32 protein-coding genes are annotated in these 26,703 nt (G+C 54.1%); 28 read left to right on the top strand and 4 right to left on the bottom strand.

Annotated elements, in window-relative coordinates:
- Positions 1-2 precede the first annotated feature (2 nt).
- The 20 genes from spoIIIAG to QMG93_RS16840 all read left to right on the top strand — a co-directional run bounded on the left by spoIIIAG (position 3) and on the right by QMG93_RS16840 (position 17,949).
- Positions 3-635: a stage III sporulation protein AG gene (gene spoIIIAG, locus QMG93_RS16935; protein ID WP_216793912.1), complete on the top strand. Its 633-nt coding sequence runs from the start codon at positions 3-5 to the stop codon at positions 633-635.
- A gap of 63 nt (positions 636-698) precedes the next feature.
- A complete protein-coding gene (locus QMG93_RS16930) occupies positions 699-1,622 on the top strand; it encodes a SpoIIIAH-like family protein (RefSeq protein WP_281938417.1) in 924 nt (307 codons plus the stop codon).
- 340 nt (positions 1,623-1,962) lie between these two features.
- Positions 1,963-2,454: an acetyl-CoA carboxylase biotin carboxyl carrier protein gene (accB, locus tag QMG93_RS16925; protein WP_281938415.1), complete on the top strand. Its 492-nt coding sequence runs from the start codon at positions 1,963-1,965 to the stop codon at positions 2,452-2,454.
- A gap of 20 nt (positions 2,455-2,474) precedes the next feature.
- Positions 2,475-3,833, top strand: coding sequence for an acetyl-CoA carboxylase biotin carboxylase subunit (gene accC, locus QMG93_RS16920; RefSeq protein WP_281938413.1), 1,359 nt, complete (start codon positions 2,475-2,477; stop codon positions 3,831-3,833).
- Between the two features lie 96 nt (positions 3,834-3,929).
- Positions 3,930-4,340: an Asp23/Gls24 family envelope stress response protein gene (locus tag QMG93_RS16915; protein ID WP_281938411.1), complete on the top strand. Its 411-nt coding sequence runs from the start codon at positions 3,930-3,932 to the stop codon at positions 4,338-4,340.
- 76 nt (positions 4,341-4,416) lie between these two features.
- Positions 4,417-4,977, top strand: a complete 561-nt coding sequence (amaP, locus tag QMG93_RS16910) for an alkaline shock response membrane anchor protein AmaP (protein WP_216793917.1) — start codon at positions 4,417-4,419, stop codon at positions 4,975-4,977.
- 14 nt (positions 4,978-4,991) lie between these two features.
- On the top strand, positions 4,992-5,231 hold the full coding sequence (locus QMG93_RS16905) for a DUF2273 domain-containing protein (RefSeq protein WP_054976928.1): 240 nt from the start codon (positions 4,992-4,994) through the stop codon (positions 5,229-5,231).
- A gap of 129 nt (positions 5,232-5,360) precedes the next feature.
- Positions 5,361-5,819, top strand: coding sequence for a transcription antitermination factor NusB (gene nusB / locus QMG93_RS16900; protein WP_127460141.1), 459 nt, complete (start codon positions 5,361-5,363; stop codon positions 5,817-5,819).
- Positions 5,820-5,848: 29 nt separating this feature from the next.
- Positions 5,849-6,709 (top strand): bifunctional methylenetetrahydrofolate dehydrogenase/methenyltetrahydrofolate cyclohydrolase FolD, encoded by an 861-nt coding sequence (gene folD, locus QMG93_RS16895; protein ID WP_281938406.1) that lies wholly within the window; start codon positions 5,849-5,851, stop codon positions 6,707-6,709.
- Positions 6,710-6,726: 17 nt separating this feature from the next.
- The gene (gene xseA / locus QMG93_RS16890) at positions 6,727-8,115 is read left to right on the top strand and encodes an exodeoxyribonuclease VII large subunit (RefSeq protein WP_281938405.1); all 1,389 of its coding nucleotides are present in this window, start codon (positions 6,727-6,729) and stop codon (positions 8,113-8,115) included.
- Entirely contained in the window at positions 8,090-8,347 is a 258-nt protein-coding gene (gene xseB, locus QMG93_RS16885) for an exodeoxyribonuclease VII small subunit (RefSeq protein WP_010499089.1), read from the top strand. The genes xseA and xseB overlap by 26 nt, the downstream gene beginning before the upstream one ends.
- On the top strand, positions 8,344-9,249 hold the full coding sequence (locus QMG93_RS16880) for a polyprenyl synthetase family protein (RefSeq protein ID WP_281938402.1): 906 nt from the start codon (positions 8,344-8,346) through the stop codon (positions 9,247-9,249). The genes xseB and QMG93_RS16880 overlap by 4 nt, the downstream gene beginning before the upstream one ends.
- A 171-nt stretch (positions 9,250-9,420) precedes the next feature.
- Complete coding sequence (dxs, locus tag QMG93_RS16875; protein WP_281938400.1) at positions 9,421-11,328, top strand: 1-deoxy-D-xylulose-5-phosphate synthase; 1,908 nt, start codon at positions 9,421-9,423, stop codon at positions 11,326-11,328.
- A 22-nt stretch (positions 11,329-11,350) separates the two neighbouring features.
- Positions 11,351-12,187, top strand: coding sequence for a TlyA family RNA methyltransferase (locus tag QMG93_RS16870; protein ID WP_281938398.1), 837 nt, complete (start codon positions 11,351-11,353; stop codon positions 12,185-12,187).
- A 70-nt stretch (positions 12,188-12,257) separates the two neighbouring features.
- Positions 12,258-12,743 (top strand): hypothetical protein, encoded by a 486-nt coding sequence (locus tag QMG93_RS16865; protein ID WP_281938396.1) that lies wholly within the window; start codon positions 12,258-12,260, stop codon positions 12,741-12,743.
- Positions 12,744-12,757: 14 nt separating this feature from the next.
- Positions 12,758-13,207, top strand: a complete 450-nt coding sequence (gene ahrC, locus QMG93_RS16860; protein WP_281938394.1) for a transcriptional regulator AhrC/ArgR — start codon at positions 12,758-12,760, stop codon at positions 13,205-13,207.
- 19 nt (positions 13,208-13,226) lie between these two features.
- Positions 13,227-14,927, top strand: coding sequence for a DNA repair protein RecN (gene recN, locus QMG93_RS16855; RefSeq protein WP_281938392.1), 1,701 nt, complete (start codon positions 13,227-13,229; stop codon positions 14,925-14,927).
- A 140-nt stretch (positions 14,928-15,067) separates the two neighbouring features.
- Positions 15,068-16,405 carry a SpoIVB peptidase gene (gene spoIVB / locus QMG93_RS16850; RefSeq protein ID WP_281938546.1) on the top strand — a complete coding sequence of 446 codons (1,338 nt, stop codon included), beginning with the start codon at positions 15,068-15,070 and terminating at the stop codon, positions 16,403-16,405.
- Positions 16,406-16,691: 286 nt separating this feature from the next.
- Positions 16,692-17,492 carry a sporulation transcription factor Spo0A gene (gene spo0A / locus QMG93_RS16845; RefSeq protein ID WP_010499100.1) on the top strand — a complete coding sequence of 267 codons (801 nt, stop codon included), beginning with the start codon at positions 16,692-16,694 and terminating at the stop codon, positions 17,490-17,492.
- A 193-nt stretch (positions 17,493-17,685) separates the two neighbouring features.
- Complete coding sequence (locus QMG93_RS16840) at positions 17,686-17,949, top strand: DUF3862 domain-containing protein (RefSeq protein WP_281938389.1); 264 nt, start codon at positions 17,686-17,688, stop codon at positions 17,947-17,949.
- A gap of 62 nt (positions 17,950-18,011) precedes the next feature.
- On the opposite strand, the gene QMG93_RS16835 is transcribed toward QMG93_RS16840, so the two are convergent.
- Complete coding sequence (locus QMG93_RS16835) at positions 18,012-18,239, bottom strand: helix-turn-helix domain-containing protein (protein WP_281938387.1); 228 nt, start codon at positions 18,237-18,239, stop codon at positions 18,012-18,014.
- 212 nt (positions 18,240-18,451) lie between these two features.
- On the opposite strand from QMG93_RS16835, the gene QMG93_RS16830 reads away from it, so the two are divergent.
- Positions 18,452-18,766 carry a hypothetical protein gene (locus QMG93_RS16830; protein ID WP_281938385.1) on the top strand — a complete coding sequence of 105 codons (315 nt, stop codon included), beginning with the start codon at positions 18,452-18,454 and terminating at the stop codon, positions 18,764-18,766.
- 98 nt (positions 18,767-18,864) lie between these two features.
- Here the strand turns inward: QMG93_RS16830 and QMG93_RS16825 are convergent, their stop codons facing one another.
- Positions 18,865-19,044 carry a DUF2524 domain-containing protein gene (locus tag QMG93_RS16825; protein ID WP_090665633.1) on the bottom strand — a complete coding sequence of 60 codons (180 nt, stop codon included), beginning with the start codon at positions 19,042-19,044 and terminating at the stop codon, positions 18,865-18,867.
- Positions 19,045-19,124: 80 nt separating this feature from the next.
- A complete protein-coding gene (locus QMG93_RS16820) occupies positions 19,125-19,445 on the bottom strand; it encodes a hypothetical protein (RefSeq protein WP_163855623.1) in 321 nt (106 codons plus the stop codon).
- 182 nt (positions 19,446-19,627) lie between these two features.
- Between QMG93_RS16820 and QMG93_RS16815 the strand changes: the two genes are divergently transcribed.
- Genes QMG93_RS16815 through QMG93_RS16800 form a run of 4 tightly spaced genes read left to right on the top strand, consistent with a single transcriptional unit; the run spans position 19,628 to position 22,683 of the window.
- Positions 19,628-19,972: a carboxymuconolactone decarboxylase family protein gene (locus QMG93_RS16815; protein WP_253409380.1), complete on the top strand. Its 345-nt coding sequence runs from the start codon at positions 19,628-19,630 to the stop codon at positions 19,970-19,972.
- A 14-nt stretch (positions 19,973-19,986) separates the two neighbouring features.
- Positions 19,987-21,057 (top strand): putative cytokinetic ring protein SteA, encoded by a 1,071-nt coding sequence (steA, locus tag QMG93_RS16810; RefSeq protein WP_281938378.1) that lies wholly within the window; start codon positions 19,987-19,989, stop codon positions 21,055-21,057.
- Between the two features lie 19 nt (positions 21,058-21,076).
- Positions 21,077-21,775 (top strand): glycosyltransferase family 2 protein, encoded by a 699-nt coding sequence (locus tag QMG93_RS16805; RefSeq protein ID WP_281938376.1) that lies wholly within the window; start codon positions 21,077-21,079, stop codon positions 21,773-21,775.
- The gene (locus tag QMG93_RS16800) at positions 21,745-22,683 is read left to right on the top strand and encodes a hypothetical protein (protein ID WP_281938374.1); all 939 of its coding nucleotides are present in this window, start codon (positions 21,745-21,747) and stop codon (positions 22,681-22,683) included. The genes QMG93_RS16805 and QMG93_RS16800 overlap by 31 nt, the downstream gene beginning before the upstream one ends.
- Before the next feature lie 34 nt (positions 22,684-22,717).
- On the opposite strand, the gene QMG93_RS16795 is transcribed toward QMG93_RS16800, so the two are convergent.
- Positions 22,718-22,978 carry a DUF2627 domain-containing protein gene (locus QMG93_RS16795; protein ID WP_029191794.1) on the bottom strand — a complete coding sequence of 87 codons (261 nt, stop codon included), beginning with the start codon at positions 22,976-22,978 and terminating at the stop codon, positions 22,718-22,720.
- A gap of 148 nt (positions 22,979-23,126) precedes the next feature.
- On the opposite strand from QMG93_RS16795, the gene lpdA reads away from it, so the two are divergent.
- From lpdA to QMG93_RS16780, 3 genes are all read left to right on the top strand, one after another.
- Positions 23,127-24,548, top strand: coding sequence for a dihydrolipoyl dehydrogenase (gene lpdA, locus QMG93_RS16790; protein ID WP_281938372.1), 1,422 nt, complete (start codon positions 23,127-23,129; stop codon positions 24,546-24,548).
- 155 nt (positions 24,549-24,703) lie between these two features.
- Positions 24,704-25,714: a thiamine pyrophosphate-dependent dehydrogenase E1 component subunit alpha gene (locus QMG93_RS16785; protein WP_281938370.1), complete on the top strand. Its 1,011-nt coding sequence runs from the start codon at positions 24,704-24,706 to the stop codon at positions 25,712-25,714.
- A gap of 3 nt (positions 25,715-25,717) precedes the next feature.
- Complete coding sequence (locus QMG93_RS16780) at positions 25,718-26,698, top strand: alpha-ketoacid dehydrogenase subunit beta (protein WP_054974899.1); 981 nt, start codon at positions 25,718-25,720, stop codon at positions 26,696-26,698.
- The last annotated feature ends 5 nt before the right edge of the window (positions 26,699-26,703 follow it).

Here is a 26,703-nt window from a genome sequence, read left to right as displayed (position 1 = left end):
GGATGGGAGAGATACGGAGAAGGATGCAATCGTGGCTTGGCGGCGGCCCGGGAGGTCCGAAGCGGGCGCAAACGTTTCGATGGGTGCTGCTGCTCGGGCTCGTAGGCGCCGCGCTTATGATTCTGAACTCGTTTATCACCGTGAAGGAGGTGGATCCCATCGGCACGGGACGGGCATCTCCTCCCGATCAGACCAAGCCGGCCTTCGGTCAGGGAAGCAAAGAGCGAAGCCTGTTCAAAGATTATGAGGAAGCGTATGAAACCGAACTCAGAGACATCTTGTCGAAAATTGTCGGAGTAGGCGATGTGGAAGTGCTGGTGACCATTGAGTCGACGGAGGAACTGAACGTCGAGCGCAACACCAAGGAAACGCAGCAAATTACCAATGAGAAAGATCCGCAGGGGGCCACGAGACATATCACCGACGTAACCCGAAACGGCGAAGTAGTGCTGTACGAAGTTTCGGGCGGCAAGCAGCCGCTCGTCGTCAAGACGATTAAGCCGAAAATCCGTGGCGTGCTCGTCGTCGCCAAGGGCGCAGAAAATCTGACGGTGAAAAAAATGATTACCGAAGCAGTAGAACGCGGGCTGGATGTGCCTGCCCACCGGATATCGATCCAGCCTCGGAAGCAGTGAGCCGTACGAGGCCGGTGCGATACATTCAATTTTAACAAGGATAAACGTTAAGGAGGATATGCAATGAATTCGAAAAGACAAACCATTTGGCTTGTATCCATGCTTAGTTTGATGGTGGTGCTGTCCGCCTACTACTTGTTTACGGAAGACGTGGGCAATGTGGAAGTGACGGGAACGACGCCGAAGGAAATGACGATCAGCGCCGGACAAACGGATGCCATGCATCCGACAGCGACAGATGCGAACGCCGGTCCGAGAGGCGAGCAAAAGCCGGGGCAAAAACCGGAAGTGAAGCCCGAACAAAAGCCTGAGGTGAAGCCGGAACAAAAACCGGAAATAAAACCGGAGCAAAAGCCGGAGATCAAACCCGAGCAGAAGCCTGAGGTGAAGCCCGAGCAAAAACCGGAAATGAAGCCCGAGATGAAGCCGGAGCAAAAACCGGAAATGAAACCTGAGCAGAAGCCTGAGATGAAGCCGGAACAAAAGCCGGAAGGCAAACCGGAGCAAAAGCCCGGTAAGGGTGAAAAACCCAGCAGCACGGGAGCGGAGACGTCGTCGATCGCCGCTCAGCCGGTCTCCAAAAACGAAACGGAAGCCAAAGTGCTGCAGCAGGTGCAAGCGCAGGCGACTGCCCAATCGGGGAAAGACTATTTTGTAAACCTTCAGCTTAAGCGCAACGAGGAGATGGCTAAGAAGGCCGAGCAGCTCCTGACAATTATCGCAGACCCGAAACAAACGGCCGAAGCTGCTGTTAAGGCGCAGGAAGAGCTGCGGAAAATCGAAGATATGGAAGCTAAAGTTACGAATCTCGAAGAAAGCTTGACGAAAGATTTCCCGCAAGCCGTTGTAACACAAGATTCCAACAAATGGAAGGTTACCGTCCAAGCAAGCAAGCTGGAGAAAAGCCAAGCGCTCAGCATCATCGATAAAACGATCAAAGAATTGAGCGTCGGCCCTGACACCGTATCGGTACAAATGATTCCTTAAGCCGGTACTGTGAAGCCGGTGGCATGAAGAATATTCAGGCAAGGAGAGTCCGGAAAACCCGGCTCTCCTTTTTTATGTCACCGTTCGACGATATTCGTCATATTCTTTTCTTATTCGCGGCGGCTTTTCGGGACGGCCGGTGGAGCTGAGAAGTTCGCGCTATTCCCGGAACAAGGAAACTCTTTTCTTACCGAAAGATTGTGATATAATAACAACGTCGTTTGTTTTACGGTGTTGACCGCTGCCGCGGGACAAGCCGTCGGTGTGCCTGCCGTTTGGTCGGGGGCGTGCCGCAGCTTGCGGAGCGGCCGTCAACAAGATGCCCAAAGGAGTGAATTCCGTGTTTAAGTTAAGCGAAATTAAAGAATTGATCAAGCTGGTGGATCAAACATCTTTGCATGAACTAGAGATCGAAAACGAAGGCTCCCGCCTTTTAATCCGTAAACCGAATAAAACCGAGCAAGTCGTCGTCGCCGCCGCACAGCCTGCGGCCAGCCTCGTTGCCCAGCAGCCTGCGCCTCAAGCTGTCGTTCAGACATCTGCGGCAGTCAACATACCTGCAGCCGAAGCTCCGGCAGCAATCCCATCCAATTTACATACGATTGTTTCCCCTATGGTCGGCACGTTCTACGAAGCTCCGGCACCGGGAGCGGCGCCGTTCGTTTCCAAGGGCAGCAGCGTGAAGGAAACGACGATCGTCTGCATCATCGAAGCGATGAAGCTGATGAACGAGATCGAAGCCGAAGTCAAAGGCCAGATCGTCGAAGTGCTTGTCGAGAACGGCCAGTTGGTAGAGTACGGCCAACCGCTGTTCCTGGTGAAACCGGAATAATCCGCTAGGAGGAGAACCCATTGAAGTTTCAAAAAGTATTGATCGCCAACCGTGGGGAAATCGCCGTGCGCATTATTCGCGCATGCCGTGAGCTCGGAATTTCTACGGTCGCGGTCTACTCGGAAGCGGACCGCGAAGCGCTGCATGTCCGTTTGGCGGACGAAGCCTATTGTATCGGACCGACAGCTTCCAAAGACAGCTATTTGAATTATACGAATCTGATGAGCGTCGCGACGTTGACGGAGACCGACGCGATTCATCCGGGATACGGCTTTTTGGCGGAGAACGCTGACTTTGCCGAAATTTGCGAGAGCTGCAACATTACGTTCATCGGTCCTTCGCCGGAAGCGATCAGCAAGATGGGCGACAAATCCGTCGCGAAGCAGACGATGAAGGAAGCGGGGGTTCCCGTTATCCCCGGCTCCGACGGCCTTGTCGAGGATATGGACGAAGCGATCCGTCTGGGCCGCGAGATCGGCTATCCGATCATTATTAAAGCTACGGCCGGAGGCGGAGGCAAAGGCATTCGTCTGGCCGAAAACGAAGAAATGCTGATTCAGCAAATTACGACCGCCCAGCAGGAAGCACAAAAAGCATTCGGCAATGCGGGCGTTTATTTGGAGAAATATTTGACGGGGATGAAGCACGTCGAAATTCAGGTGCTGGCCGACAAGCACGGCAACGTGGTGCATCTGGGCGAGCGCGATTGCTCGGTGCAACGCCGCCGCCAGAAGCTGGTGGAGGAAGCGCCTTGTCCGATTCTGACCGAGGAGATTCGCGAACGAATGGGCGAAGCGGCCGTTCGTGCGGCCAAAGCCGTCAATTATTCCGGCGCCGGTACGCTGGAGTTTTTGCTCGGACCGGACGGACAGTTTTACTTTATGGAAATGAACACCCGGATTCAGGTGGAGCACCCGGTTACGGAGCTGATCACGGGCATCGATATTATTAAAGAAATGATCCGTGTCGCGGAAGGCGAGCCGCTTTCGTTCACTCAGGACGAGGTGCGCATCAACGGCTGGGCGATCGAATGCCGGATCAACGCGGAAGACCCGGAGCGCAACTTCATGCCGTCCGCGGGTCAAATCAAATTTTATTTGCCGCCTGGCGGCTTCGGCGTCCGCGTCGACAGCGCCGCATACCCGGGCTACACGATTCCGCCTCACTACGATTCGATGATCGCGAAGCTGATCGTGTGGGGAGAGGACCGCGACGAAGCGATCCAGCGAATGAAGCGCGCTTTGGCCGAATTTACGATCGAAGGCATACATTCGACGATTCCATTCCATCTTAAGCTGCTGGAGCATAAAAAGTTTTTGGCCGGCGACTTCGATATCAAGTTTTTGGAAGAGCATGACGTGAACGATCCGGACTCTTAAGCACACCGTTCACTTCGTTGTCATATTTTTAAGGGAATGGTATAGTATACAATAAGTTTAGGTGTGGGCAAGCCAAATGTTTAGGAGGTCCTGACCATGAGTACACTGGCAGCGGATTATGAGAAGACCGAGATGGGCACGATTCAGATTGCTCCGGAGGTGATCGAGATCATCGCCGGTATGGCAACTGTAGAAGTGCCCGGCGTTGCGGGCATGAGCGGCGGATTTGCCGGAGATATCGCCGAGTTTCTCGGACGTAAAAATATGTCCAAAGGCGTAAAGGTCGAAGTGGGTCAGCGCGAAGCGGCGATTGACGTGTCTGTCATCATCGAATTCGGCACGCGGATTCCGGAGGTTGCAAGCGCGGTTCAGCACAATGTCAAGCAAGCCATCGAATCGATGACCGGACTTAGCGTCGTTCAAGTGAACGTTCATATTCATGACGTTATTTTTAAAGGTGCGGACAAAGTCGAAGAGCCGGAAACGCCCGCACAGCGCGTAAAATAATTAATAAATACCCCGGTTGAACCCCCATCCTTCACCGTTTGGGGGTTTCCTCCATCTTAGGAAGGAGTCAGGATTCGTGGTAAAAGTTCTTGACAGACTGCTGCTCTTTATTTTCAGCTTGGCCGTGCTGATCGCAACGTTCATTTTGCTGTTCGCTGCATTCGGCCTGATTTCCTTCAATACGGCGGGCAATTTCGCTCACGATGTGTATTACGATTTAAGAACGGCGATTATTTTCATCAGCTCCACAGTGGTGGCTGCGCTGTTAAGCCTTCGCTTCCTGTACTTGTCCGTCAGACGCGGCAAATCTTCGTCACCGTCGATCGATCAGCGGACCGAATTCGGGGACATCCGCATTTCGCTCGATACGGTGGAGAATTTGTCGTTGAAAGCGGCAGGCCGGACGCGTGGGGTTCAAGATTTGCGCGCCCGTGTCAAAGTGAATCAATCCGGACTTGAAATCGTCATTCGCGCCATCGTGGACGGCGAAAATTCCATTCCGGCGATGACCGAAGAGATGCAGGCGAACGTGAAGCGGCATATTGAGGAAATTACCGGGATTCCCGTAGCTTTCGTCACGGTATTTATCGCGAATATTCAACAATCGTCCCCGACATTTAAAAGTCGAGTGGAATAGAGGTGAGCCCCCGGATGTGGATGCGAATTTGGGAGCAGCTGTGGGAACAGCACAGGGGTAAGACGATCGGCGTTCTGGCCGGGAGTGCCCTTGGCCTCATTTATTTGTTCTTCGGCTTCTGGCGTATGTTAATCTTTATCCTGATCGTATATACTGGATACTACATAGGGAAAAGGTTGGACCGGAACGAGCCGGTGTTTCCCGCAGAAGACACTTGGCGCCGGCTAATGGACAAATGGAGACTGTTCCGCTAAAATCCTTGGATGACGCCCAAGGATTTTTTTCGGTTAATAACAAGTTATAAGTCTTCAACTTAAGACACGGAAGACACAGCCGGTTTATTCCGGTGAAGCAAGTGCAAACCCACAGGAGGATTTGATCGGATGAGACGAAGATTGGCAAGGGAGCTTGCGGTGCAAAGCTTATATCAGATCGAAATGAACGAAGCGACAGCGGCCGATGCCATCGCGCACGTAATCGAAGAAGCGCGGACGGAGGACGAGGCGCAGCTTACGCGGGAGCGCGATCAGATTGTGCCTCATGAGGTGCTTGAGCTCGTGGAAGGCACGATGCAGCACAAGCGGCAAATCGACGGCCTGCTTTCCGATTATTTGAAGGGCTGGCAGATGGACAGGCTGTCCAAGGTGGACCGGGAAATTATGCGGCTTGCCACATACGAAATGGTGTTTCGGGAAGATGTACCGCCGAAGGTTGTCGTGAACGAAGCGATCGAAATGGCCAAAAATTTTGGCACGGAGGAATCGGGGAAGTTCGTCAACGGCGTACTCGGCAAAATGATCAAAGACCTGGAGACGATCCGCAGCCGTTCGTCCGAAGCGTAAAAGCGACCTAGCGAAAGGGGAAAACAAGCATGTCCGCGCAAATCATTAACGGCAAAGAAATCGTCAGCGCTTACCGCGCCGATATTAAGCAGCAAGTCGAGCAGTTGAAGCAGCAAGGGGTACAGCCAGGACTTGCGGTGGTCATCGTCGGTGACGACCCGGCCTCGCACGTCTACGTGCGCAATAAAGCGAAAGCCTGTGAAGAAGCGGGCATGCATTCCGAAGTGTACAAGCTTCCGGAACATACGCCGGAGGCCGATGTGCTGGCCCTTATCTCCAAGCTGAACGGCGATAAGGCGATTCACGGCATTCTTGTCCAGTCGCCGCTGCCGGGACATATCTCGGAGGAACGGGTAGTCGAAGCGATTGCGATCGAAAAGGACGTCGACTGCTTCCATCCGGTCAATGTAGGCAACCTGATGATCGGCAAGGAAGGACCGGCTCCTTGCACGCCGGCGGGCGTCATTGAGATTCTCAAGAAAGTCGGCGTTGAAATCGCCGGCAAGCATGCCGTCGTGATCGGACGCAGCAACATCGTCGGCAAGCCAATGGCCATTCTGCTGCTTCGCGAGAATGCAACCGTAACGGTGTGTCACTCGCGCACGAAAAATATGGAAGAAATTACGCGGCAGGCGGATATTTTGATCGCGGCGGTCGGCAAAGCGAAGATGATCAACCGCAGCCACATCAAGCCGGGAGCCGTTGTCGTCGACGTGGGCATCAACCGGCTCGATACCGGCAAGCTGGCGGGAGACGTCGATTTTGACGACGTTCTGGAGACGGCGAGCTATGTAACGCCGGTGCCGGGCTGCGTCGGTCCGATGACGATTACGATTCTGCTTCGCAATACGCTTGAAGCGGCACAGCGTGCGGCTTCTGCAACCAACTAGCGGTAACGGGCGTAGTTATGAAAGAAAAACAAATTTTATCGATCAAAGAGCTGAATCGATACATTAAAATGCTGCTTGAGGGCACCGACCGGCTGCAGGACGTTTGGGTGCGGGGTGAAATTTCAAATTTTACCCATCATTCCAGCGGACATATGTATTTTACGTTAAAAGATGCGGACAGCCGGTTAAAAAGTATTATGTTCGCCTCCTACAACCAACGGCTTCCGTTCCTTCCCCGAGAAGGGACGAAGGTGATCGCCTGCGGGAACATCTCGGTGTACGAACGGGACGGGCAGTATCAATTCTATGTCACGCAAATGCAGCCGGATGGCATCGGAAGCTTGTATCTGGCATTCGAACAGTTGAAGAAAAAGCTGGAGTCCGAAGGTCTGTTCGCTCCGGCGATAAAGAAGCCGATTCCGCGCTTTCCGCGCGCGATCGGGGTCATTACGTCGCCGACGGGCGCGGCGGTTCGGGATATTATCATCACGCTGCAGCGCCGTCATCCGACCGTGCCCATCCTGCTGTATCCGGCGCTTGTGCAGGGGAAGCAGGCGGCTCCTTCGATTGTGAGAGCGATCGAGGAGATGAACGCGAGGAACGAAGTCGATGTGCTGATCGTCGGCCGCGGCGGCGGATCGCTTGAGGAGCTGTGGGCCTTCAACGAAGAGGCGGTGGCCCGGGCGATCTTCGCTTCGAGTCTGCCGATCATTTCGGCCGTCGGCCATGAAACGGATTTCACGATCGCGGATTTCGTCGCCGACCTGCGCGCTCCGACGCCGACGGCAGCTGCCGAGCTGGCCGTTCCGCATCATCAGGAGCTGAAGCAGCAGATCGGCTACTTGCGCCAGCAATTGTACGGCGGACTGACCCAGCAGTTGGAGCGGAGCAAAGAGCGACTGAAGCGGCTCCAACGGTCGCCATACCTTACGAATCCCCGCAGGCAGCTGCTTTTGCAGCCCGCGGAACGTCTCGACCGCATGCGCGAGCAGCTCGGCTACAAAATGCGCAGCCGCTTGACGAAAAGTCACGAGCGGCTGATGAAGGCCGACCGGCAGCTCGCTTCGTTTAATCCGAAGGAGCAGGTCGTGTACTCCCGGAAGCGGCTGGACTCGTCCGCCCGTTTGCTTCGCCAGACGATGCAGGCGGTGCTGAGACGAAAGCAGCAGGAGCTCGTATCGTCCATGCGCCAGCTGGATGCGCTCAGCCCGCTCAAGATCATGCAGCGGGGGTACGGCCTCGTATACGACGAGAAAGAGAAACAGCTCGTGAAATCGATTCAGCAGGTGCAAATTGGGGATGTTTTGAAGCTGCGCCTGATGGACGGACGGATCGATTGTCATGTTTGGTCTATGGAGGAGAAGACGGAGGAGAAAAGCGATGTCAAATCAGGAAGCGACGCCTAGCTTCGAGCAGGCGATGGACCAGCTTGAGCGCATTGTGGCACAGCTCGAAAGCGGCGATATTCCTCTGGAGAAGGCGATAGAGCTGTTTCAAGAGGGCATGAAGCTGTCTCAATTGTGCGGGCAGAAGCTGGAGCAGGTGGAACGCAAAATCGAAATTTTGCTGGAAGAAGAAGGCGGTCTGACAAAAAAGCCGTTTCAGCCGCAGGAAACCGATAAAGGGGATAACCGATGAACGAGTCATCCGGCATCCGAGAATACATTCGAGATATGGCTTCGCTCATAGAGCGGGAGATGCAGCAGTCGATTCCGTCGTCGTGGGCGATTCCCGCCCCGCTTCGCGAATCGATGATGTACTCCTTGATGGCCGGCGGCAAGCGGCTACGGCCGATTCTGGTGCTGGCAGCGGCGGAAGCGCTGGGCGGTAGCCCGGAAGCGGCCGTTCCCGCAGCGTTGGCCGTGGAGATGATCCACACGTATTCGCTTATTCATGACGATCTTCCCGCTATGGACAACGACGATTTTCGCCGGGGTAAACCGACGAATCATAAGGTTTACGGCGAAGCCATGGCGATTTTGGCCGGGGACGCCTTGCTGACGCATGCGTTCTATTCGGTCGTTCAATCTGCAAGGAAGCATAACATTCCGGCCGATCGTGTGATCGACATCGTCGAAGAGCTATCCCGGCTTTCCGGAGCCCCCGGCATGGTCGGCGGTCAAGCGGCGGACATGCTGGGAGAGCAGGGAGTCACGAAGCTGGAAGAGCTGGAGTACATCCATCTGCACAAGACGAGCGACTTGATCGTATTCTCCTTGAAAGCCGGCGGCCGAATCGCAGGAGCGACGGAAGCCCAGCTTGCCGCATTGGAGCGGTTCGGCACATCCATCGGACTGGCGTTTCAAATCCAGGACGACGTGCTCGATCTGATCGGGGACGAAAGCAAGCTCGGCAAACCTGTACAGAGCGACGTTAAACAGCAGAAAGTGACCTACCCTTATTTTATCGGGATTGAAGCGTCGATTGCGAAGGCCGGGGAGTTGACGCGCGAGGCGAAGCAAGCGATTTTGGCGGCGGATTTCCCTTGCCCGGAGCGGTTGCTGGAGCTTGCGGATTATTTAATGAAGCGCGACCATTAGCGCTTGGACCGGTTCTGCCGCCCGTAGTGCGGCTGCTTTCGCACCGGTCCCGTTTGAGCGCGTGACGGTCCTGTGCTATAATGGCATCGTATTCAAACACATTACATAGCCTATGCAATGAAGCAGATCGTTACCGACTCTTACCTGCCATTCGTTAGGCATACTCCAACTATGGAAAGCGAGGGAACAAGCGTGCTGCTCGATCACATTCATCAGCCTGAGGACTTGAAACGTCTGACTGTGGAACAGCTGGAGCAAGTGGCTGCGGAAACGAGACATTTCCTTGTCGAGAAGCTTTCGGTCACCGGCGGTCACCTCGCGCCCAACCTTGGCGTTGTCGAGTTAACGATTGCTATGCACTATTTGTTCGACAGTCCGAAGGATAAATTTATTTTCGATGTCGGTCACCAGTCGTATGTTCACAAGATTCTGACCGGTCGAAAAGACAAGTTCGATACATTGCGCAAATATAAAGGCCTGTGCGGCTTCGTGAAACGTTCCGAAAGCGAGCATGACGTCTGGGAGGCCGGCCACAGCAGCACTTCGCTGTCCGCAGCGATGGGGATGGCTGCCGCCCGCGATTTGAAGGGCGAGAAGAACCGGATCGTTGCCATGATCGGTGACGGAGCGCTTACCGGCGGTATGGCTCTGGAGGCTCTGAACCACATCGGCCACGAGAAGCGGAAGCTGATGGTCATTCTGAACGATAACGAAATGTCCATCGCCCCGAACGTCGGAGCGCTCAGCCATTATTTGGCGCGCATCCGTTCGGACCGGCACTATGTGAAGGCCAAGGAAGAATTCGAGCACCTGATCAAAAAGATTCCGGCCATCGGAGGCACGTTGGCGAAGACGGCGGAACGGGTGAAGGATTCGTTCAAATATTTGGTTGTCCCCGGCGTTTGGTTCGAGGAGCTCGGCCTGACGTATCTGGGGCCTGTGGACGGCCACAACTTGCCGCTGCTGCTTGAAACCATGAAGCAAGCGGATAAAGTAAACGGGCCTGTCCTTGTGCATGTGATCACAACCAAAGGCAAGGGCTATTCGCCGGCCGAGGCGGATTCCCATAAATGGCACGGCATCAGCCCGTACAAAATCGAATCCGGTCAAGTCCTGAAGACGGTCGGCCCTCCGATGTATACGGAAGTGTTCGGAAGCACGCTAATTGAACTGGCAAAGCAGGACGAGCGAATTGTGGCGATTACCCCGGCAATGCCCGGCGGTTCGGGTCTGCTCGGCTTTGCCAAGGAATTTCCCGGCCGGATGTTTGACGTAGGGATTGCGGAGCAGCATGCCGCTACATTTTCCGCCGGTCTGGCCGAGGAAGGGTTGAAGCCCGTATTCGCCGTTTACTCGACGTTCCTGCAGCGGGCTTATGATCAGGTCGTACACGATATTTGCCGCGCTAACCTGAACGTTGTATTCGCCATCGATCGTGCGGGCTTTGTCGGTCCGGACGGCGAGACGCATCAAGGGGTATACGATATGGCGTACTTGCGCAGTATCCCGAATATGGTGCTGATGATGCCGAAGGACGAGAACGAGCTGCGGCATATGATGAAGACGGCTTTTGAGTATAACGAAGGCCCGATTGCTTACCGTTATCCGCGGGAAAGCGGACTCGGGGTGCCGATGGACGAGACGCTCCAGCCGATTCCGATCGGCACCTGGGAAGTACTTCGTCCGGGAAGCGATGCGGCGATTCTGGCCGTCGGCCCGATGATTCCGCTTGCTCTGGAAGCAGCCGAGGCGATGAGCAAGGAAGGCGTGCAAGTTCGCGTCATCAACGCGCGGTTTATCAAGCCGATGGACGAGGCGATGCTTCTCCAGCTCGCGAAAGAAGACATCCCGATCCTGACCCTGGAGGAAGGGGCGGAGCTCGGTGGCTTCGGCAGCGGCGTGCTGGAGCATTACTCGCAGCACAATGTATACGGCCTGCGAATCAAAATTATCGGCGTGCCGGATTATTTCGTCGAGCACGGCTCCGTCAAGGAACAGCGTAAAGAGGTCGGATTCACAGCCGAGCGGCTCGTATCGGAACTGCAGGCGCTCGTTCCGCGCAGACGGCAGCGGGCCTAACAATATGAGGTAGGAGCAATTCATGGCTGCGGACAAAGCGGAAAAAGAACGACTCGATGTCCTGCTCGTCGAGCAGGGTTATTATGAAACAAGAGAAAAGGCCAAGGCGGCCATTATGGCCGGATTGGTGTTGGTGGACGACGTTCCGGTCGACAAGGCCGGAACGAAGATTGCCCGCACGTCCCGGCTGATTGTCAAGGGTGCGGTGCATCCTTACGTCAGCCGCGGCGGGCTGAAGCTGGAGAAGGCGCTCAACGTGTTCGGTATCGACCTGAGTGGCGTTACGATGCTGGACATTGGCGCCTCGACCGGCGGATTTACCGATTGCGCGCTGCAGAACGGGGCGGTTCACGTCTATGCGGTTGATGTCGGTTACAACCAGCTGGATTGGTCGCTGCGCAAGGACCCCAGAGTCAGCGTGATGGAGCGGACCAATTTTCGCTACATGCAGCCGGGCGACTTGCAGGGACCGGAACCGGCATTTGCCTCGATCGACGTTTCCTTCATTTCTTTAAAACTTATTTTGCCGCCGCTGAAGCACCTGCTTGCACCGCAAGGGCAAGTCGTTGCCTTGATTAAGCCGCAATTCGAGGCGGGCCGGGAGAAAGTAGGCAAATCCGGCGTCGTCCGTGACCCCCGGGTCCATCAAGAGGTGCTGGAAGACATCCTCCGGTTTGCCCAGGATATTGGTTACGCGATTCGAGGATTGACTTACTCTCCGATCAAGGGCGGCGAGGGCAACATTGAATTTTTAGTACATCTTCTCCATACGGACGAGCCCGGGTTGTCCGGTCCCGAACTGGACCGGTTGATCCGAGAGGTCACCCAAGAGTCGCAAAGCATGCAGAGCTCATCTTGACGGATGAGTTTTTTTGCCTTTACACAGGAATTTGGATACGGTTTCTCGAATATTCCTTCGAGGTGATTCCATGCAAAGCGGGGACGGCTTGATCGTGTTTTTGGTGGCGCTGGCACTGGGGGCATGGGTGTATTTTTACGCCCGGAGCAAGCTGAAGGAAGCCGTGGAGGACGAGCCTCCGTTCGAATTTCTCGCCGACGCGGAGGTGCCGGAGGATGAAGCGACGGAGCTTCTCGAGGCGCACGGTTACTCGGTCCTTAGCGGTAAGAAACGCATTCCTGTACACATCAAAGTCAACCGCAGCGAAACGCTTCAAAGCCGGCTGTTCGTCGATTACACGGCGGAGAAGAACGGCCGGTATTACATCGTCAAAACTGCAAAAGAGCGTAAACCGATGGAGAGGACCGGAAGCGGCGTCCGCGACCATCTGCTCGTGTATCAACTGCTATACCCGAAAACGGCAGGAGTATTATACGTAAATGTGCCTGAACAAACGGTGGACTGCTATGTGTTCGAACTGCAAGCCGAAGATGACGACGATACCGAGACCCCATAACCAGGGAGGAAGCCATGAAGGGCCAACGACATGTTAGAATACGAGAAATCATCACCAACAACGAAATCGAAACGCAGGACGAGCTCGTCGAGCAGCTTCGCAAAGCGGGCTTCCATGTCACGCAGGCGACCATTTCCAGAGACATCAAAGAAATGCATCTGATCAAAGCGCCATTAGACGACGGAAGGTATAAATATTCCATGCCGGCCGATCAGCGCTACAATCCGCTGCAGCGTTTGCGGCGGGCGCTCAACGATCATTTTGTGCATATTGACCATACGGAGAATTTGGTGGTGCTCAAAAGCTTGCCGGGGACGGCCAATGCGATTGCGGCGCTCATTGACAGTCTGGAATGGAACGAGATTATGGGAACGATCAGCGGCGACGACACGATTCTGATCATTTGCCGAACCAAGGATCACAGCTCACATATCGTTAATCAAGTCTTGGGAATGCTCAGTTAATGTCAGAGAGGTGTAGCTTATGCTGCTGGAACTATCCATTCGCCATCTGGCGGTTATCGAACATGTTGAATTGCATTGCAAAACCGGATTCCACGTCTTGACGGGGGAAACGGGGGCGGGCAAATCGATCATCATCGACGCGCTCGGTCTGATTGCCGGGGGCCGAAGCTCTTCGGATCTGGTCCGCTACGGAAGCGATAAAGCGTCGATCGAAGCGCTGTATCAGATCGGAAAGGATCATCCCGTTTGGAACATTTTGTCCGGTGTGGGAATAGAAGCCGACCCGGAGGAGCATCTTATTATTCGCAGAGAAATTACGGCTCAAGGCAAAAGCACCAGCCGTGTGAACGGACAGTTGGTCAACCGCGCCGTGCTTAGGGAAATCGGCGATTATCTGGTCAATATTCACGGACAGCACGAGCATCAATCATTGTTTCGGGTAGAGGAGCATATCCGGTGGCTCGACATGTTCGGCGAGCCGCAGATTTTGCCCGCCAAGCTTGCTTATCAGGAAGCTTACGATGGATACCAGGGAATCCGCAAGCAGCTTAAGGAGCTACAGGAAACGAGCAAACAAGCGCTACAAATGATGGATTTGTACCGGTTTCAGGTGGAGGAGATCCGTTCGGCCAAGCTGAAAGCGGGAGAAGACGAGGCGCTGGCCGATGAGAAACGAAAGCTGGTCAATGCGGAACGGCTGTTCCAGAACGCCTCCGACGCTTACGATCTATTGTATGGGGGAAGCAAGGGACTGGATGCCCTCGGCCGCGCCGTCCAGAAACTTCAGGATATCGCCGCACTCGATCCCGCCAAGCTTCAGCCGCTGCTGGAGCAGGTGCAAGGTGCGTTCTACCAGTTGGAAGATGCGGCGTATCAAGTTCGCGATTATCGCGACGAAGTGGAGTTCAACCCTTCGAGGCTTGATTTCATCGAGCAAAGGCTGGATACGATATCGTCGCTTCGCAGAAAATATGGAGAATCCGTTTCGGATATCCTTGCATATGTTGAAAAGATTGAAAAGGAACTGGACCTGATCGAGAACAAGGACGAAAAGCTTCAGCAGCTGCAAAAAGAGGAAGCGGCCGCCCTCGAACAGGTCCAACGGCTGGCTTCGGTTCTGACCGAGCAGCGTATGATCGTAGCGGACAAGCTCGCGGCGGAAATCGTGGCGGAGCTCCGCGAGCTGCAGATGGAGCGGACGCAATTCCGGGTCCATTTTGCCGTGAATGGGGAGAAGAAGCTGACGCGCGAAGGCGCCGATCAAGTCGAGTTTCTCATTTCGGCCAACCCTGGAGAACCGATGCGCGCACTCAGCAAAATCGCCTCCGGCGGAGAAATTTCCCGCGTGATGCTGGCGCTTAAATCGATTTTTGCCCGGGTGGACAGCATTCCGGTAATGGTCTTCGACGAAGTGGATACCGGGGTAAGCGGGCGCGCCGCACAGGCGATAGCCGAGAAAATGTCCAGGCTGTCCCGGAGCTGCCAAATCTTCTCCATTACGCATCTGCCGCAGGTCGCCTGCATGGCGGACGTGCATTACCGCATTCATAAAACGACGGATGGAGACCGCACTTATACAAATATTGACGACTTGAGTACGGAGGAACGCATTCACGAGCTGGCCCGGATGCTGGGAGGCGTTGAAGTGACCGACAAAACGCTCCAGCACGCGCAGGAAATGATCGCGCTTGCCGATAACATGAAAGCGAAAATGAGCTAGCCAAGGGAGCATTTTGGAGTTATAAAAGAAAAGGGCGGGGGTTACCTTAAAGGTACACAAACGGCGGTGCAGCCAGCTTTGAAGCCGGAAGTCGCAAGCCGCGTGCCGCAAAGCAAAGGAAGCAAGGGAGCGTGAGCGAATTGGGTTCCAACCATAGAAAAAGATTGATTGGATTACTGCTCGTCCTCTTCGTTTGTTTGGGTAGCCTCACCACCCCTTTCCGCAGTTTTGCCTCATTCCCCGAGGAGCTCCGGCTTTTCACCGGACAGCAAACCCAGTTAAAGCTGGCGATGCCGGTCAGCGCGCAAGTGACGGTCAACCATCCGGAAGTGCTCAAAGTCAACGGCTCGGCAAGGCACTCATTCCAAGTGGATCTTCATCATCCTATTGCACTTGAATCTTATCAAGCCGGACAAGCTGAAATGAAGCTGAAGCTATTCGGTAAAATTCCTTTTAAGACGGTGAAAGTCAATGTCGTCCCTGATCTGAAAGTAATTCCCGGCGGCCAGACGATCGGTGTGAAGCTGAAGTCCGCTGGAATTATGATCGTCGGGCATCATTTGGTGGCGATCGCGGATGACCGCAAATCATCGCCCGGCGAAGAGGCCAAGGTCCAGCTCGGCGATCTCATCGTCAAAATGAACGGCAAAACCGTAAGCGACGTAAGCCGGGTAGCGGATCTCGTTAAATCGGCTGGCGAGGACAAGAAACCGATTATGTTGACGATCCGCCGTGGAAACGAAACGCTCGACATTCCGATTACTCCTGCGTACGATATCGTGGACAAGTCGTACAGGCTCGGGCTGTATATTCGCGATTCGGCCGCCGGGGTCGGAACGCTGACCTTTTATGCCCCCGATCAACGCGTATACGGAGCGCTGGGCCACGTCATTACGGATATGGATACCCAAGTGCCGATCATGGTAGGCAACGGTGAGATCGTGCATTCGAACGTCACTTCGATATCGAAGAGCCAGAACGGCGAGCCGGGGGAGAAGCGAGCCCAGTTTTCCAAGGAAAGCAGAGCCATTGGTAATATCGAGAAAAATACGCAGTTCGGCATTTTCGGTAAAATGTTTGATACGCCAGGACACAGCTACAGCGACAAGGCACTGCCCGTCGCCTTTGCGGAAGAGGTCAAGGAAGGTCCTGCGCAGATTTATACCGTGGTCAACGGTCAGAAGGTCGAGAAATTTGATATCGAGGTCGTTCATGTGGCGAAGCAGGAATATCCGGCTACGAAAGGGATGGTAATCAAAATTACCGACTCCCGCTTGTTGGACAAGACCGGAGGCATCGTACAAGGCATGAGCGGAAGTCCGATTATCCAAAACGGAAAAGTGATCGGAGCGGTGACTCACGTCTTCGTCAATGACCCGACGAGCGGCTACGGATGCTTTATCGAATGGATGCTGCAGGATGCAGGTATTATGCTTCGTCCTTCCAATACGGAAACAACGGAACTGAAGGCCAGTTAATGGTCTTCGGTTTTTTTTGTTCGAAGTACGTAAAACGTTGCTCCGTTTCGAATCGTTTGTGGGCGGACGTTTTATTATTGCAAGATATCAGATACGATATGTAGCATTTAATCGTTCTTTGTCGAATGATGTATAACGGTGAAGTAAATTATTAATTATAAAATAAAAATCAGAAAAAATCCAGAAAAATAATATTCGACAGAAGGAATTTTAAAGTGCATGTCGAAATTGTATTACAGGTAAATAATGCTAAAGCGATTGCCGCAAATGAAGGAGGCGCTTACCGTTGCAAACCATTGAAGTTCTTTTAGCAGACGACAACCGAGAGTTTACAAATCTTCTTTCCGAATTCATCGATGATCAGGCCGATATGCAAGTGACCGGCGTTGCTTACAATGGAAATGATGTGCTTCGTCTAATCGAGCAAGGCCCGCGGGTGCCGGACGTATTGATTTTGGACATTATTATGCCTCATCTGGACGGTCTTGGCGTGCTCGAGAAGCTGCGGGAAATGGATTTGAATCCGCAGCCGAAAATCATCATGCTCACTGCTTTCGGTCAAGAAAACATTACCCAAAAAGCTGTCCAGCTCGGCGCCTCGTATTACATTTTGAAACCGTTCGATATGGAAATTTTGACGAACCGGATTCGGCAGTTGATCGGCACAAGCCCAGCCGTACCTGTGTCCTCTTCGTCGTCGCAGAAAGCGAACGTCGTTCAATTGCCGAAAGGCAAAAATCTGGATGCCAACATCACGACCATCATTCACGAAATCGGCGTGCCTGCTCATATCAAAGGCTACCAATATTTACGTGAAGCGATCACGATGGTATATAACAACATCGAAATTCTGGGAGCGATTACGAAGACGTTGTATCCGGCGATTGCCGAAAAGTACAAAACTACGCCAAGTCGCGTCGAACGGGCGATCCGCCATGCAATCGAAGTCGCTTGGACGCGAGGCAATATCGACAGCATCTCGCATTTGTTCGGCTATACGATCAATATCAGCAAAGCGAAGCCGACGAACTCTGAGTTTATTGCGATGGTGGCGGACAAGCTGCGGATTGAGCATAAAGTTTCGTGAAATAAGTGAGCGTTCCTACGTCGGGTCCTAACGGGCTCGGCGTTTTCTTTTCATGGAGTTCTGTCTATATGCGAACAAATATTCTCTAGTGCGTCTCACATTCCCAGTGTAGAATTACGGTATATACTGGAAAGGGGTCATGGCGTGAAACATCTACTGACTTTTACCGCGGCGCTTATGATTGTTGTGATTAGTGGTTGCGGAGCGGCACCTGCCAAGGAAGCAAGCAACCATTACGAAAGAGGAATTCGATAAGATCGAAAATGGGCAGACCTACGAGGAAGTTTCCAAGATTATCGGCGGTCCGGGTGAATTGGTAGCTGAAGTCGGAACGAAAGGCGAGAAGTCTCATACCGTCGGCTATATGTATAAAGGCGAAGGTTCACCCGGAGCAAACGCTAATTTTGCATTCCAAGACGGCAAACTTGTGACAAAAGCACAATTCGGCTTGAAATAGCGTAATTCGTCAAAACGATAAATGAATGTCACATAAACAAAAGATGGCAGCTTTTCGGTGCATTAGTCCGATCGGCTGCCATCGTTTTCTATTACTAGAAACTCGTTAATGTCATCAATGTTAAGAGCATCTGCTAATTTCGCAAGATGAATGAGACTTATTTGTTCGCGAATATTACGAGACATCTCGCTTATTGCAGATTGTCTAACCCCCGATAATTCCGAAAGCTGTATCTGGGTTAGTCCTCGTTGTTCCATAATTTCTTTTAATCTTAAGCGAACTCTGCGCAACTGTTAATCACCCACCTATAGAGCTATTATAACTTATCCAAAAATTAACGTAAATAAAGCATTGACAATATACGCAATAACGTTTAAACCGATATACATATAATACGCTTATACGTTTAAGGGGTTATTCCTTTTCGCAGATCTCCCACGAATCCTTAGCGATTATCCTCCGAAATTCCCCCGAAAATTTCAAACGAAAGGGGCTGCATGCCGTGTTAAAAAGAATCAAGCTCGTTATTGATTCGGGCAACGGTAACTTTGAAATCGTTGACGCTTTTGTGACGCTCGATAAGAACCATGCCTACTTTATTTCCAATGGTATCGTCAACTATACGATGGCTGCTCGCACTCAAGTTGAACGTGTTTATGTGGAATGCAACGTATCGATCAAGCTGGGCGAAACTGCACGCGGCGATGTTGCGATTTACGATTTGCATGAAAAACTAAACGCGATGACAGCCTATCAACTATTGAACTTCCATGTCATTCATAGTTTGAGCGACATCGGACTGCTTCGCGAAGACTAAAAACACAGCGGTACACAGTCGTTTTCCCTCCCTCAAATGCAAACAAGCCAGCCGTGGACGATATCCGAAGGGCTGGCTTTTCTCTTCAAAAGCTCAGATTAAGGACGAATGTCGCATTTGTTCTTGATGAACCGGATCTGGTTCTCCAGACGGTTGACCGTTTGCTGGGATTGTTCGTCCAGCTCGGTAGTTTGCATCCCGGCCAGCTGCTGCTGCAGCTCTTGAAGATCGCCGCCTGCATTGGAGCAGTCATAATTGCTTTCGAGATTGTCAACCATTTCAAGAAGCACCTCCGCCTAAGTGAGTTCAAGCTTAGTATGGAACGCGCTTATCCAAGTATGCGGCTGACGTCAGGCAATTATAGGATCGACTGCGTGATGGGCAGCATGGCCTTATTTTCGGCGTTATTGTCGGAATACAAATCGTGTGCCCAATCCAGCCAGCCTTCGGGCAGACGCTTCATGATGGAGGAACGGAGTTCCGAACTGGAGCATGCTAACTCGTAAATGAGCTGCTCGTAAGTATGGAGTACGGAATCAAAATCCAGACCGATATCGTCCATCAGCAATTCCTTCAATGCGCTTTCATTGTCACTGAAGTCTCGGTAAACCAAGCCATCATAAATTTCCGTAATCAGACCATCCTGAACACGAACAATTTTCTGACATGTTTTTTGCATTGAATCTACTCCTTACCCTAGGATAGAACTAATTATACCATACGATAAAATCGATTTTTGTAGAATATTGTAAGTGTTTTTGTTAATTTTTGATTTTTTTTGGGCACGATAGTCGTTCTTTTTGCATATGCCTTTGGAACGAGGGGAAGCTAAACCAAGGAAAATCGGAAGGAGGCGCCGCGATGCATCAAGCGGACAGCTTGCAAAAAGTCGACTCTTATAAGGTCGGTGTCGGCCACATGAAAGAGCTTATGCCGACGATGGTGGAAGCATACCACCATTTTACAGCCGCTTGTTTTGCCCCCGGAGCACTGGATGAAAAGCAAAAGCAGTTGATTGCCCTGGGCATCGGCTTGTTTGCCAATAACGAGGTATGCACGCTGTATCACGTGCAAGAAGCGCTGGCGAAAGGAGCATCCCGGCAAGAAATTCTCGAGGCGACGGCCGTAGCGTCGGCGGTGGCCAGTGGACATGCGATGTCTCAAGGGGTAACGAGAGTGGAGCAGGCACTGGATTCCTTGACGTGATTGGGGATGAAGCTATGAGATGGAGATCGAAAATGGGACTTTTGCCCGTCACTGGCATAACGGAAAGCGACCGAAGCACTAAGCGGCTGCTTCAACGATTGGGACCAGGGCAAATCGCCGTGCTGGCGCACGATGATTTGGACGAGCTGGCCGTACGCGGCCTGCTCAAGGCCCGGGTATCCGCCGTCGTGAACACGGGCCGGACGATGACCGGGACGATTGCCTCCCGGGCGGTTTTGGAGCTTCTGGAGGCCGGTACGCCGCTTGTGGAGACGTCTCCGGACGCTTTTGAGCTACTGCAGACCTCCCGGACCGTTACCGTCACCGACCACGGGATCGATATAGGAACGTCATGGGTGCCTTGCCGCCGGTTTACCCGGCAAAGCTGGCTCACCGGATACCGGGCCGCACAAGCTTCGGAGCCGAAGCAGCTCGCCAGGTTTATTGAGAATACGCTGAAATACGCGGCCGAGGAAAAGGAGCAACTGCTCGAACCGTTTCCGCACGTTTCGCTGCGGACTGAGCTGCCTGGAAGGCATGCGCTGGTCGTGGTGCGGGGAAGCGGGTACCGGGAAGATTTTGCCGCTCTGAAACGTTACATACGGAAAGTCCGTCCCGTGCTGATTGGTGTGGACGGAGGAGCTGATGCCATCCTCGAAGAGGGGTACAATCCCGACATCATTATAGGGGATATGGACAGCGTATCGGATCTTGCTTTATTCAGCGGGGCCGAACTGATCGTACATAGCTATCGGAACGGAGCGGCTCCGGGGATGGAACGCCTTCGGCGGCTCGGGCTTGCGGCGGCTTCGCTGCCGACGGGAGGGACGAGCGAGGATGCGGCGCTCCTGTTGGCTTACGAACAAGGCTGCGAGCAGATTGTCACCGTTGGGCTGCACAGCCATATGCAGGATTTTATGGAAAAAGGACGTAAAGGCATGGGCAGCACATGGCTGGTGCGGATGAAGATCGGGAGCAGACTTGTCGATGCACGGGGGATCAGCCGCTTATACCCTGCAACCGAACGACGTAAGTCGGCAAGCCCGGGGGCAGCGTGGTTATCATTTGTCCGTTTTTTGCATTGAGAGAAGGGAGAGAACGCCAATGGTTCCGCTTATATCCGTCATTATTCCTGCGTGGAACGAGTCCCGGCTGCTGGCTTCGACGCTGGAAGCGGTCTCGAAGGCGCACGCGTCAGCGGAATTTTCATTCGATATGCAGCTCATCGTGGTGGATGACGGAAGCCGCGACGGTACGGGAGACGTTGCTTGCGCCTGGGCTGACGTCGTGTTGCGTTTTCCCGTGAATTCGGGCAAAGGAGCGGCGATGTTCGCGGGCTGGCAAGCGGCGTCCGGGGAGATTGTCGTGTTTCTGGACGCCGATCTCGGCAGTACCGCCGAAAAATTCCCTCTGCTTCTTGAGCCAGTGCTGCGAGGGGAGGCAGATTTGACCGTAGCGAAGCTTCCGCCAGCAAGCATCCCGGGTGGCTTCGGGCTGGTCAGAGGCTTGGCCGGCCGCGGCGTCCGTCTGCTTAGCGGCTACGACTCGGGGGCTCCGTTATCCGGCCAGCGGGCCATGCGAAGCGAAGTGCTGCAGCGCTGCGAAAGGAAATACCAAGGATTCGGCGCCGAGGTCGGCATGATGGTCGATGCCGTCAAGCTCGGTTTTCGGATCGTCGAACTGGAAGTTCCTTTCCGGCACCGGGAAACCGGGCGGACCTGGCAGGGATGGCTCCATCGCGGCAAGCAGCTCTGCGAGGTCGGGCTTACTCTGTGGCAGTGCTGGCGGAAACCGGCATGCTGAACGTAGCCGGTTGGCTGTGGGGATGGGCGGTTCCATCGGGCTTGCTGATCGCGGCAGGAGCCGTTTTGCTGCCGGGAACGATTCGTTTTCTACAGGAGCACGGGCTCTCGGAAACGAATTACCGGGAACGTCTTGTTCCGACGGCCGGAGGCGTGCTTCTGTGGCTGTTGCTTCTGCTGTGGTATCTGTATGGGATGTGCGTAGTGCCTTCCTCCTGGCCCGATGCGGACCGATGGATGCTGGCGGTCACGTTGGTCGGTTTTGCGGGACTGCTTGACGATCTGCTCGGGGAGCGGGAGGTCAAAGGGCTGCGCAACCATTGGAAGACCTGGATCGAGCAGCGGAGGATAACGACCGGGATCGTCAAAGCGGGAACGACGTTAGTGGCCGGAATGCTTATCCTGCTGTCGGATGCGGAACAGCTTTGCAGCGTGACGGGAGCAACCATAATGGCAGATAGCCGTACGCTGTGGTTTTTGCCTTTCAAGCTGCTGCTTATTCTGCTCGCCACCAATGCGGTAAATTTGCTTGACGTCCGGCCCGGACGAGCATTGAAGGGCTTTTTTGTTTCGCTGCTTCTGCTCGTATGGCTTGCTTCTTGGAAGGAGAGCGGAACGGAAGCCGGTTGGAACGTATGGCGATTGCTGGTTCCGCTTACGATCGGAGCGGGAGTGTTCGCAGGCGCGGACCTGCGCGGCAAGGCTATGCTGGGCGATACCGGAGCCAATGTGCTGGGGTTTGCGCTCGGCGTCGGGTTTGCGTTGCTGACACCGGTTACGGTGCAGGCCGCCGTATTGACGGCACTCGCCGTTTTGCACGCGATTACATGGCGGCGGTCATTGAGCGTCATCATCGAGCGTTATGCGCTTCTCCGCTGGTTGGATCAAGCCGGCCGCGGACGAGGCTGAACGACAAAAAAAGGGACAGGCTGCGATTGCTGGCCTATCCCTTTTTGCGTTTCTTTCGAAAGCGCGGTGCGACATAATTGCGTTTGCGGTCCCGGAAAAAAATCCATCCCCCGATAAAAGCGACTCCCGCGGCAAACAGCAGCAGGCCCAGCGCAAACTTCCACCAAAGGAAGCCGAGCGCCGGATCGAATTGGGCGAACCAGGCGTCCTTCATTGCCAAAAATCCGTAAGTTGCCATGAGTCCCGGCACGACCAGCAGCAGCATGGCGATGAAACGAGAAATAACGGCCATCATGCTTGGCTCCTTCTGTTGCTTCAAAATCGTCAATCTCTACGTTATCATAAATTTATCAAGAATTCATGTCATTTCACAAATTGGACTATATTTCTGCCGCAGAATAGAGTTACAATAAGAGAATCTTGAGATTCAGGAGGAATCATGAATGACGCATACTTTTGATATGGTTGTTCTTGGCGGAGGCATCGGCGGTTATACGGCGGCCATTCGGGCCGCTCAGCTTGGAAAAAGCGTGGCCATTGTCGAGCAGGATAAGCTCGGAGGAACTTGTCTGCACCGCGGCTGCATTCCAAGCAAGGCGCTGCTGCGAAGCGCGGAAGTATTCGCCCTCATGAAAGACAGCGACAGATTCGGCATCGGAGCCGAGGCGGTCACCCTAGATTTTTCTAAAGTCGCAAGCCGCAAAGACGCGGTGGTCGAGCAACTATACAGCGGGCTGCAATTTTTGATGAAAAAACATAAAATTACCGTATTCCAGGGGAAGGGCAGATTAATCGGTCCTTCCATCTTTTCGCCGCGGAGCGGTACGGTATCCGTCGATCAAGGCGATGACGAGATCTTGACGCTGGTGCCGGAGAAGGTGGTCATCGCGACGGGCTCCCGTCCGAGAAGCCTGCCGGGTCTGGAAACCGACGGCGTGACGATCCTGAATAGCGACGAGGCGCTTCGTCTAGAGAAGCTTCCGGCTTCTGCGGTCATCATCGGAGGCGGCGTCATCGGCGTCGAATGGGCTTCGTTGCTAAGCGATTTTGGCGTGCAGGTGACCGTTGTGGAATTTGCGCCCAGACTGCTTCCGAGCGAGGATGAAGACGTATCGCGCGAGCTGGAGCGGCTGCTGAAAAAACGCGGAGTTAGCGTGCGTACAGGCACCAAGGTGCTCACGGAATCCGTCCGCAAGCATGAGGGCGGCGTGACGCTGAATGTGGAGCATCGCGAGGAACAAGCCGAACTGTCTGCCGAAATCGCGCTTGTGTGCGTAGGGCGTCAAGCCAACGTTGAAGGCATCGGTTTGGAAAATACCGATGTCAAGGTTGAAGGCGGCTTCGTCCGTGTCAACGATTCGATGCAGACGGCCGAGCTGCACATTTATGCGGTTGGGGACTGCATCGGCGGACTTCAGCTTGCGCACGCAGCCGCCCACGAAGGGTTGACTGCGGCCGAGCATGCCTGGGGCTTGCAGCCGCACAAGGTGGAGCCGCATCGAGTGCCGCGGTGCGTCTATTCCCGTCCGGAGACGGCAAGCATCGGCTGGACGGAACGGGAAGCCAAGGAACAGGGAAGCGATGTCAAGGTGTCCAAGGTTCATTTCCGGGCACTGGGCAAGGCGATCGTGCTCGGAGAGACCGACGGATTTATCAAAGTGGTGGCCGATAAAGAAACGAACGATTTGCTCGGCGTCCATATGATCGGACCGCACGTGACCGATTATATTTCCGAAGCGGCGTTAGCTCAGCTTCTTGATGCGACTCCATGGGAAATCGGGCAAACGATTCATCCGCATCCGACCCTCTCCGAGCTGTTGGGTGAGGCAATGCTGGCTGTGGACGGACGGTCCATCAATACGTAATTTGCTGCCGGAAGGCCGGGAGAGCGCCTCTTTATCTAATAAAATTGTATTCGTAAACCAAACGGTTTATAATATAGTTATAGTGTCTGGTATTAGCACCAGGTATTAAAAACTACAACTCACTTGCTTTTGTAAAAGGAGGCGTCTATAACTCCATGTCCATCGGTCAAATGACAAAACACCGGCAGCTCGGATTGACGGACGGTCAGGCTCTGGAAATGTATACATACATGTTGAAAGCCCGCATGTTTGACGAGCGGTGCTTCCTGCTGCAGCGTTCGGGCAAAATTGCGTTCCACGTGTCCGGCATCGGCCAAGAAACGGCGCAAGTGGCCGCAGCTTTCGCGCTTTCGCGAGGGGAAGACTACTTTTTACCGTATTACCGGGATTACGGCTTCGTGCTTTCGGTCGGGATGACGTTAAAAGAATTGATGTTGTCCGTCTTCGCCAAGGCGGAGGACCCGAACAGCGGCGGACGTCAAATGCCAGGCCATTTCAGCCATAAAAAGCTGAATATCGTGACCGGCTCTTCTCCGGTAACGACTCAAGTGCCTCACGCGGTCGGATTTGCGCTGGCTGCCAAGATGAAACGGAAAAACTTCGTGGCGTTCACGACCTTCGGCGACGGATCGAGCAATCAGGGCGATTTCCACGAAGGCTGCAACTTTGCGGGCGTTCACAAGCTTCCGGTTATTTTCATGTGCGAAAATAACCAGTACGCGATTTCCATCCCGCTGCACAAGCAGGTGGGCGGCAGCATCGCCGAGCGCGCCCACGGCTACGGCTTCCCGGGCGTTAAGGTAGATGGCCGGGACGCGCTTGAAGTGTACCGTGTCGTGAAGGAAGCGCGTGAGCGCGCCCTTCGCGGTGAAGGTCCGACCTTGATCGAAGCGGTCATGTACCGGATTTCTCCGCATTCGACGTCCGACAACGACCTGCTCTACCGCACACCGGAGGAAGTCGAAGAGAACCGCGCGAAGGACGGATTGCCGCGGTTCAAGCAGTATTTGATCGACTGCGGCCTCTGGAGTGAAACGCAGGACGCCGAGCTTGCGGCGGCCATCAAGCAGGAATTGGTTGAAGCGACGAATTACGCGGACGATGCGCCTTTTCCGAAGCCGGAAGATACGCTCAAGCATGTGTACGCGGAACAGAGGGAGGGCTAATTCGTGGCGGTCATTACGTATTTGGAAGCCATTCGCACGGCAATGAAGGAAGAGCTGGAGCGGGACGAGAACGTGTTCGTCCTGGGTGAGGACGTCGGCAAGGGCGGCGTCATGAATGCGACGAAAGGGCTGAAGGAGCAGTTCGGGGAAGAGCGGATCATGGATACGCCGCTCGCCGAATCGGCGATTGCGGGCGTAGCGATCGGCGCCGCTATGTACGGGATGAAGCCGGTGGCGGAGATGCAGTACGCGGACTTTATTTTTCCGGCGACGAACCAGATCATTAGCGAGGCGGCCCTCATCCGGTACCGTTCGAACAACGACTGGAGCTGTCCCATCGTGATTCGCGCTCCGTACGGGGCGACCGGTGGAGGCGCGCTATATCATTCCCAATGTCCGGAATCCGTCTTTTTCGGCAGGCCGGGGCTTGTCATCGTCGCCCCTTCGGACCCGTACGATGCGAAAGGGCTTTTAAAAGCTGCGATACGCAATCCGGATCCGGTGCTGTACTTCGAGCATAAGAAATGCTATTTGTCTGTTACGGGCGAAGTGCCCGAGGACGATTATATCGTGCCGATCGGCGAAGCTGCCGTGAAGCGGGAAGGCTCCGACATCACCGTCATCACGTACGGCATCACCGTGCAATATGCGCTGCGTGCGGCGGAAGAGCTGGCCAAAGAAGGCATTCAGGCTCATGTGCTCGATCTGAGAACGCTGCAGCCTTTGGATACGGAAGCGATTCTCAAAGCGGCAGCCAAAACTGGCAAAGTGCTGATCATCCACGAGGATAACAAGACCGGAGGCGTCGGGGCGGAAGTGTCCGCGATCATTGCCGAGGAGCTGCTGTTCGAGCTGGACGCGCCGATTATGCGGCTCTGCGCGCCGGACGTTCCCGCTGTCGGAATGAACCCGCCGATGGAGAAGTTTTTCCTTCTCAATACGGATAAGATCATGGAAGCCATGCGGAAGCTGGCTTTGTTCTAGGAGGA

The organism is Paenibacillus tyrphae (assembly GCF_027925525.1).
GTDB classification, from domain to species: Bacteria; Bacillota; Bacilli; order Paenibacillales; family NBRC-103111; genus Paenibacillus_G; species Paenibacillus_G tyrfis_B.
This window is presented reverse-complemented; position numbering and strand designations above follow the sequence as displayed.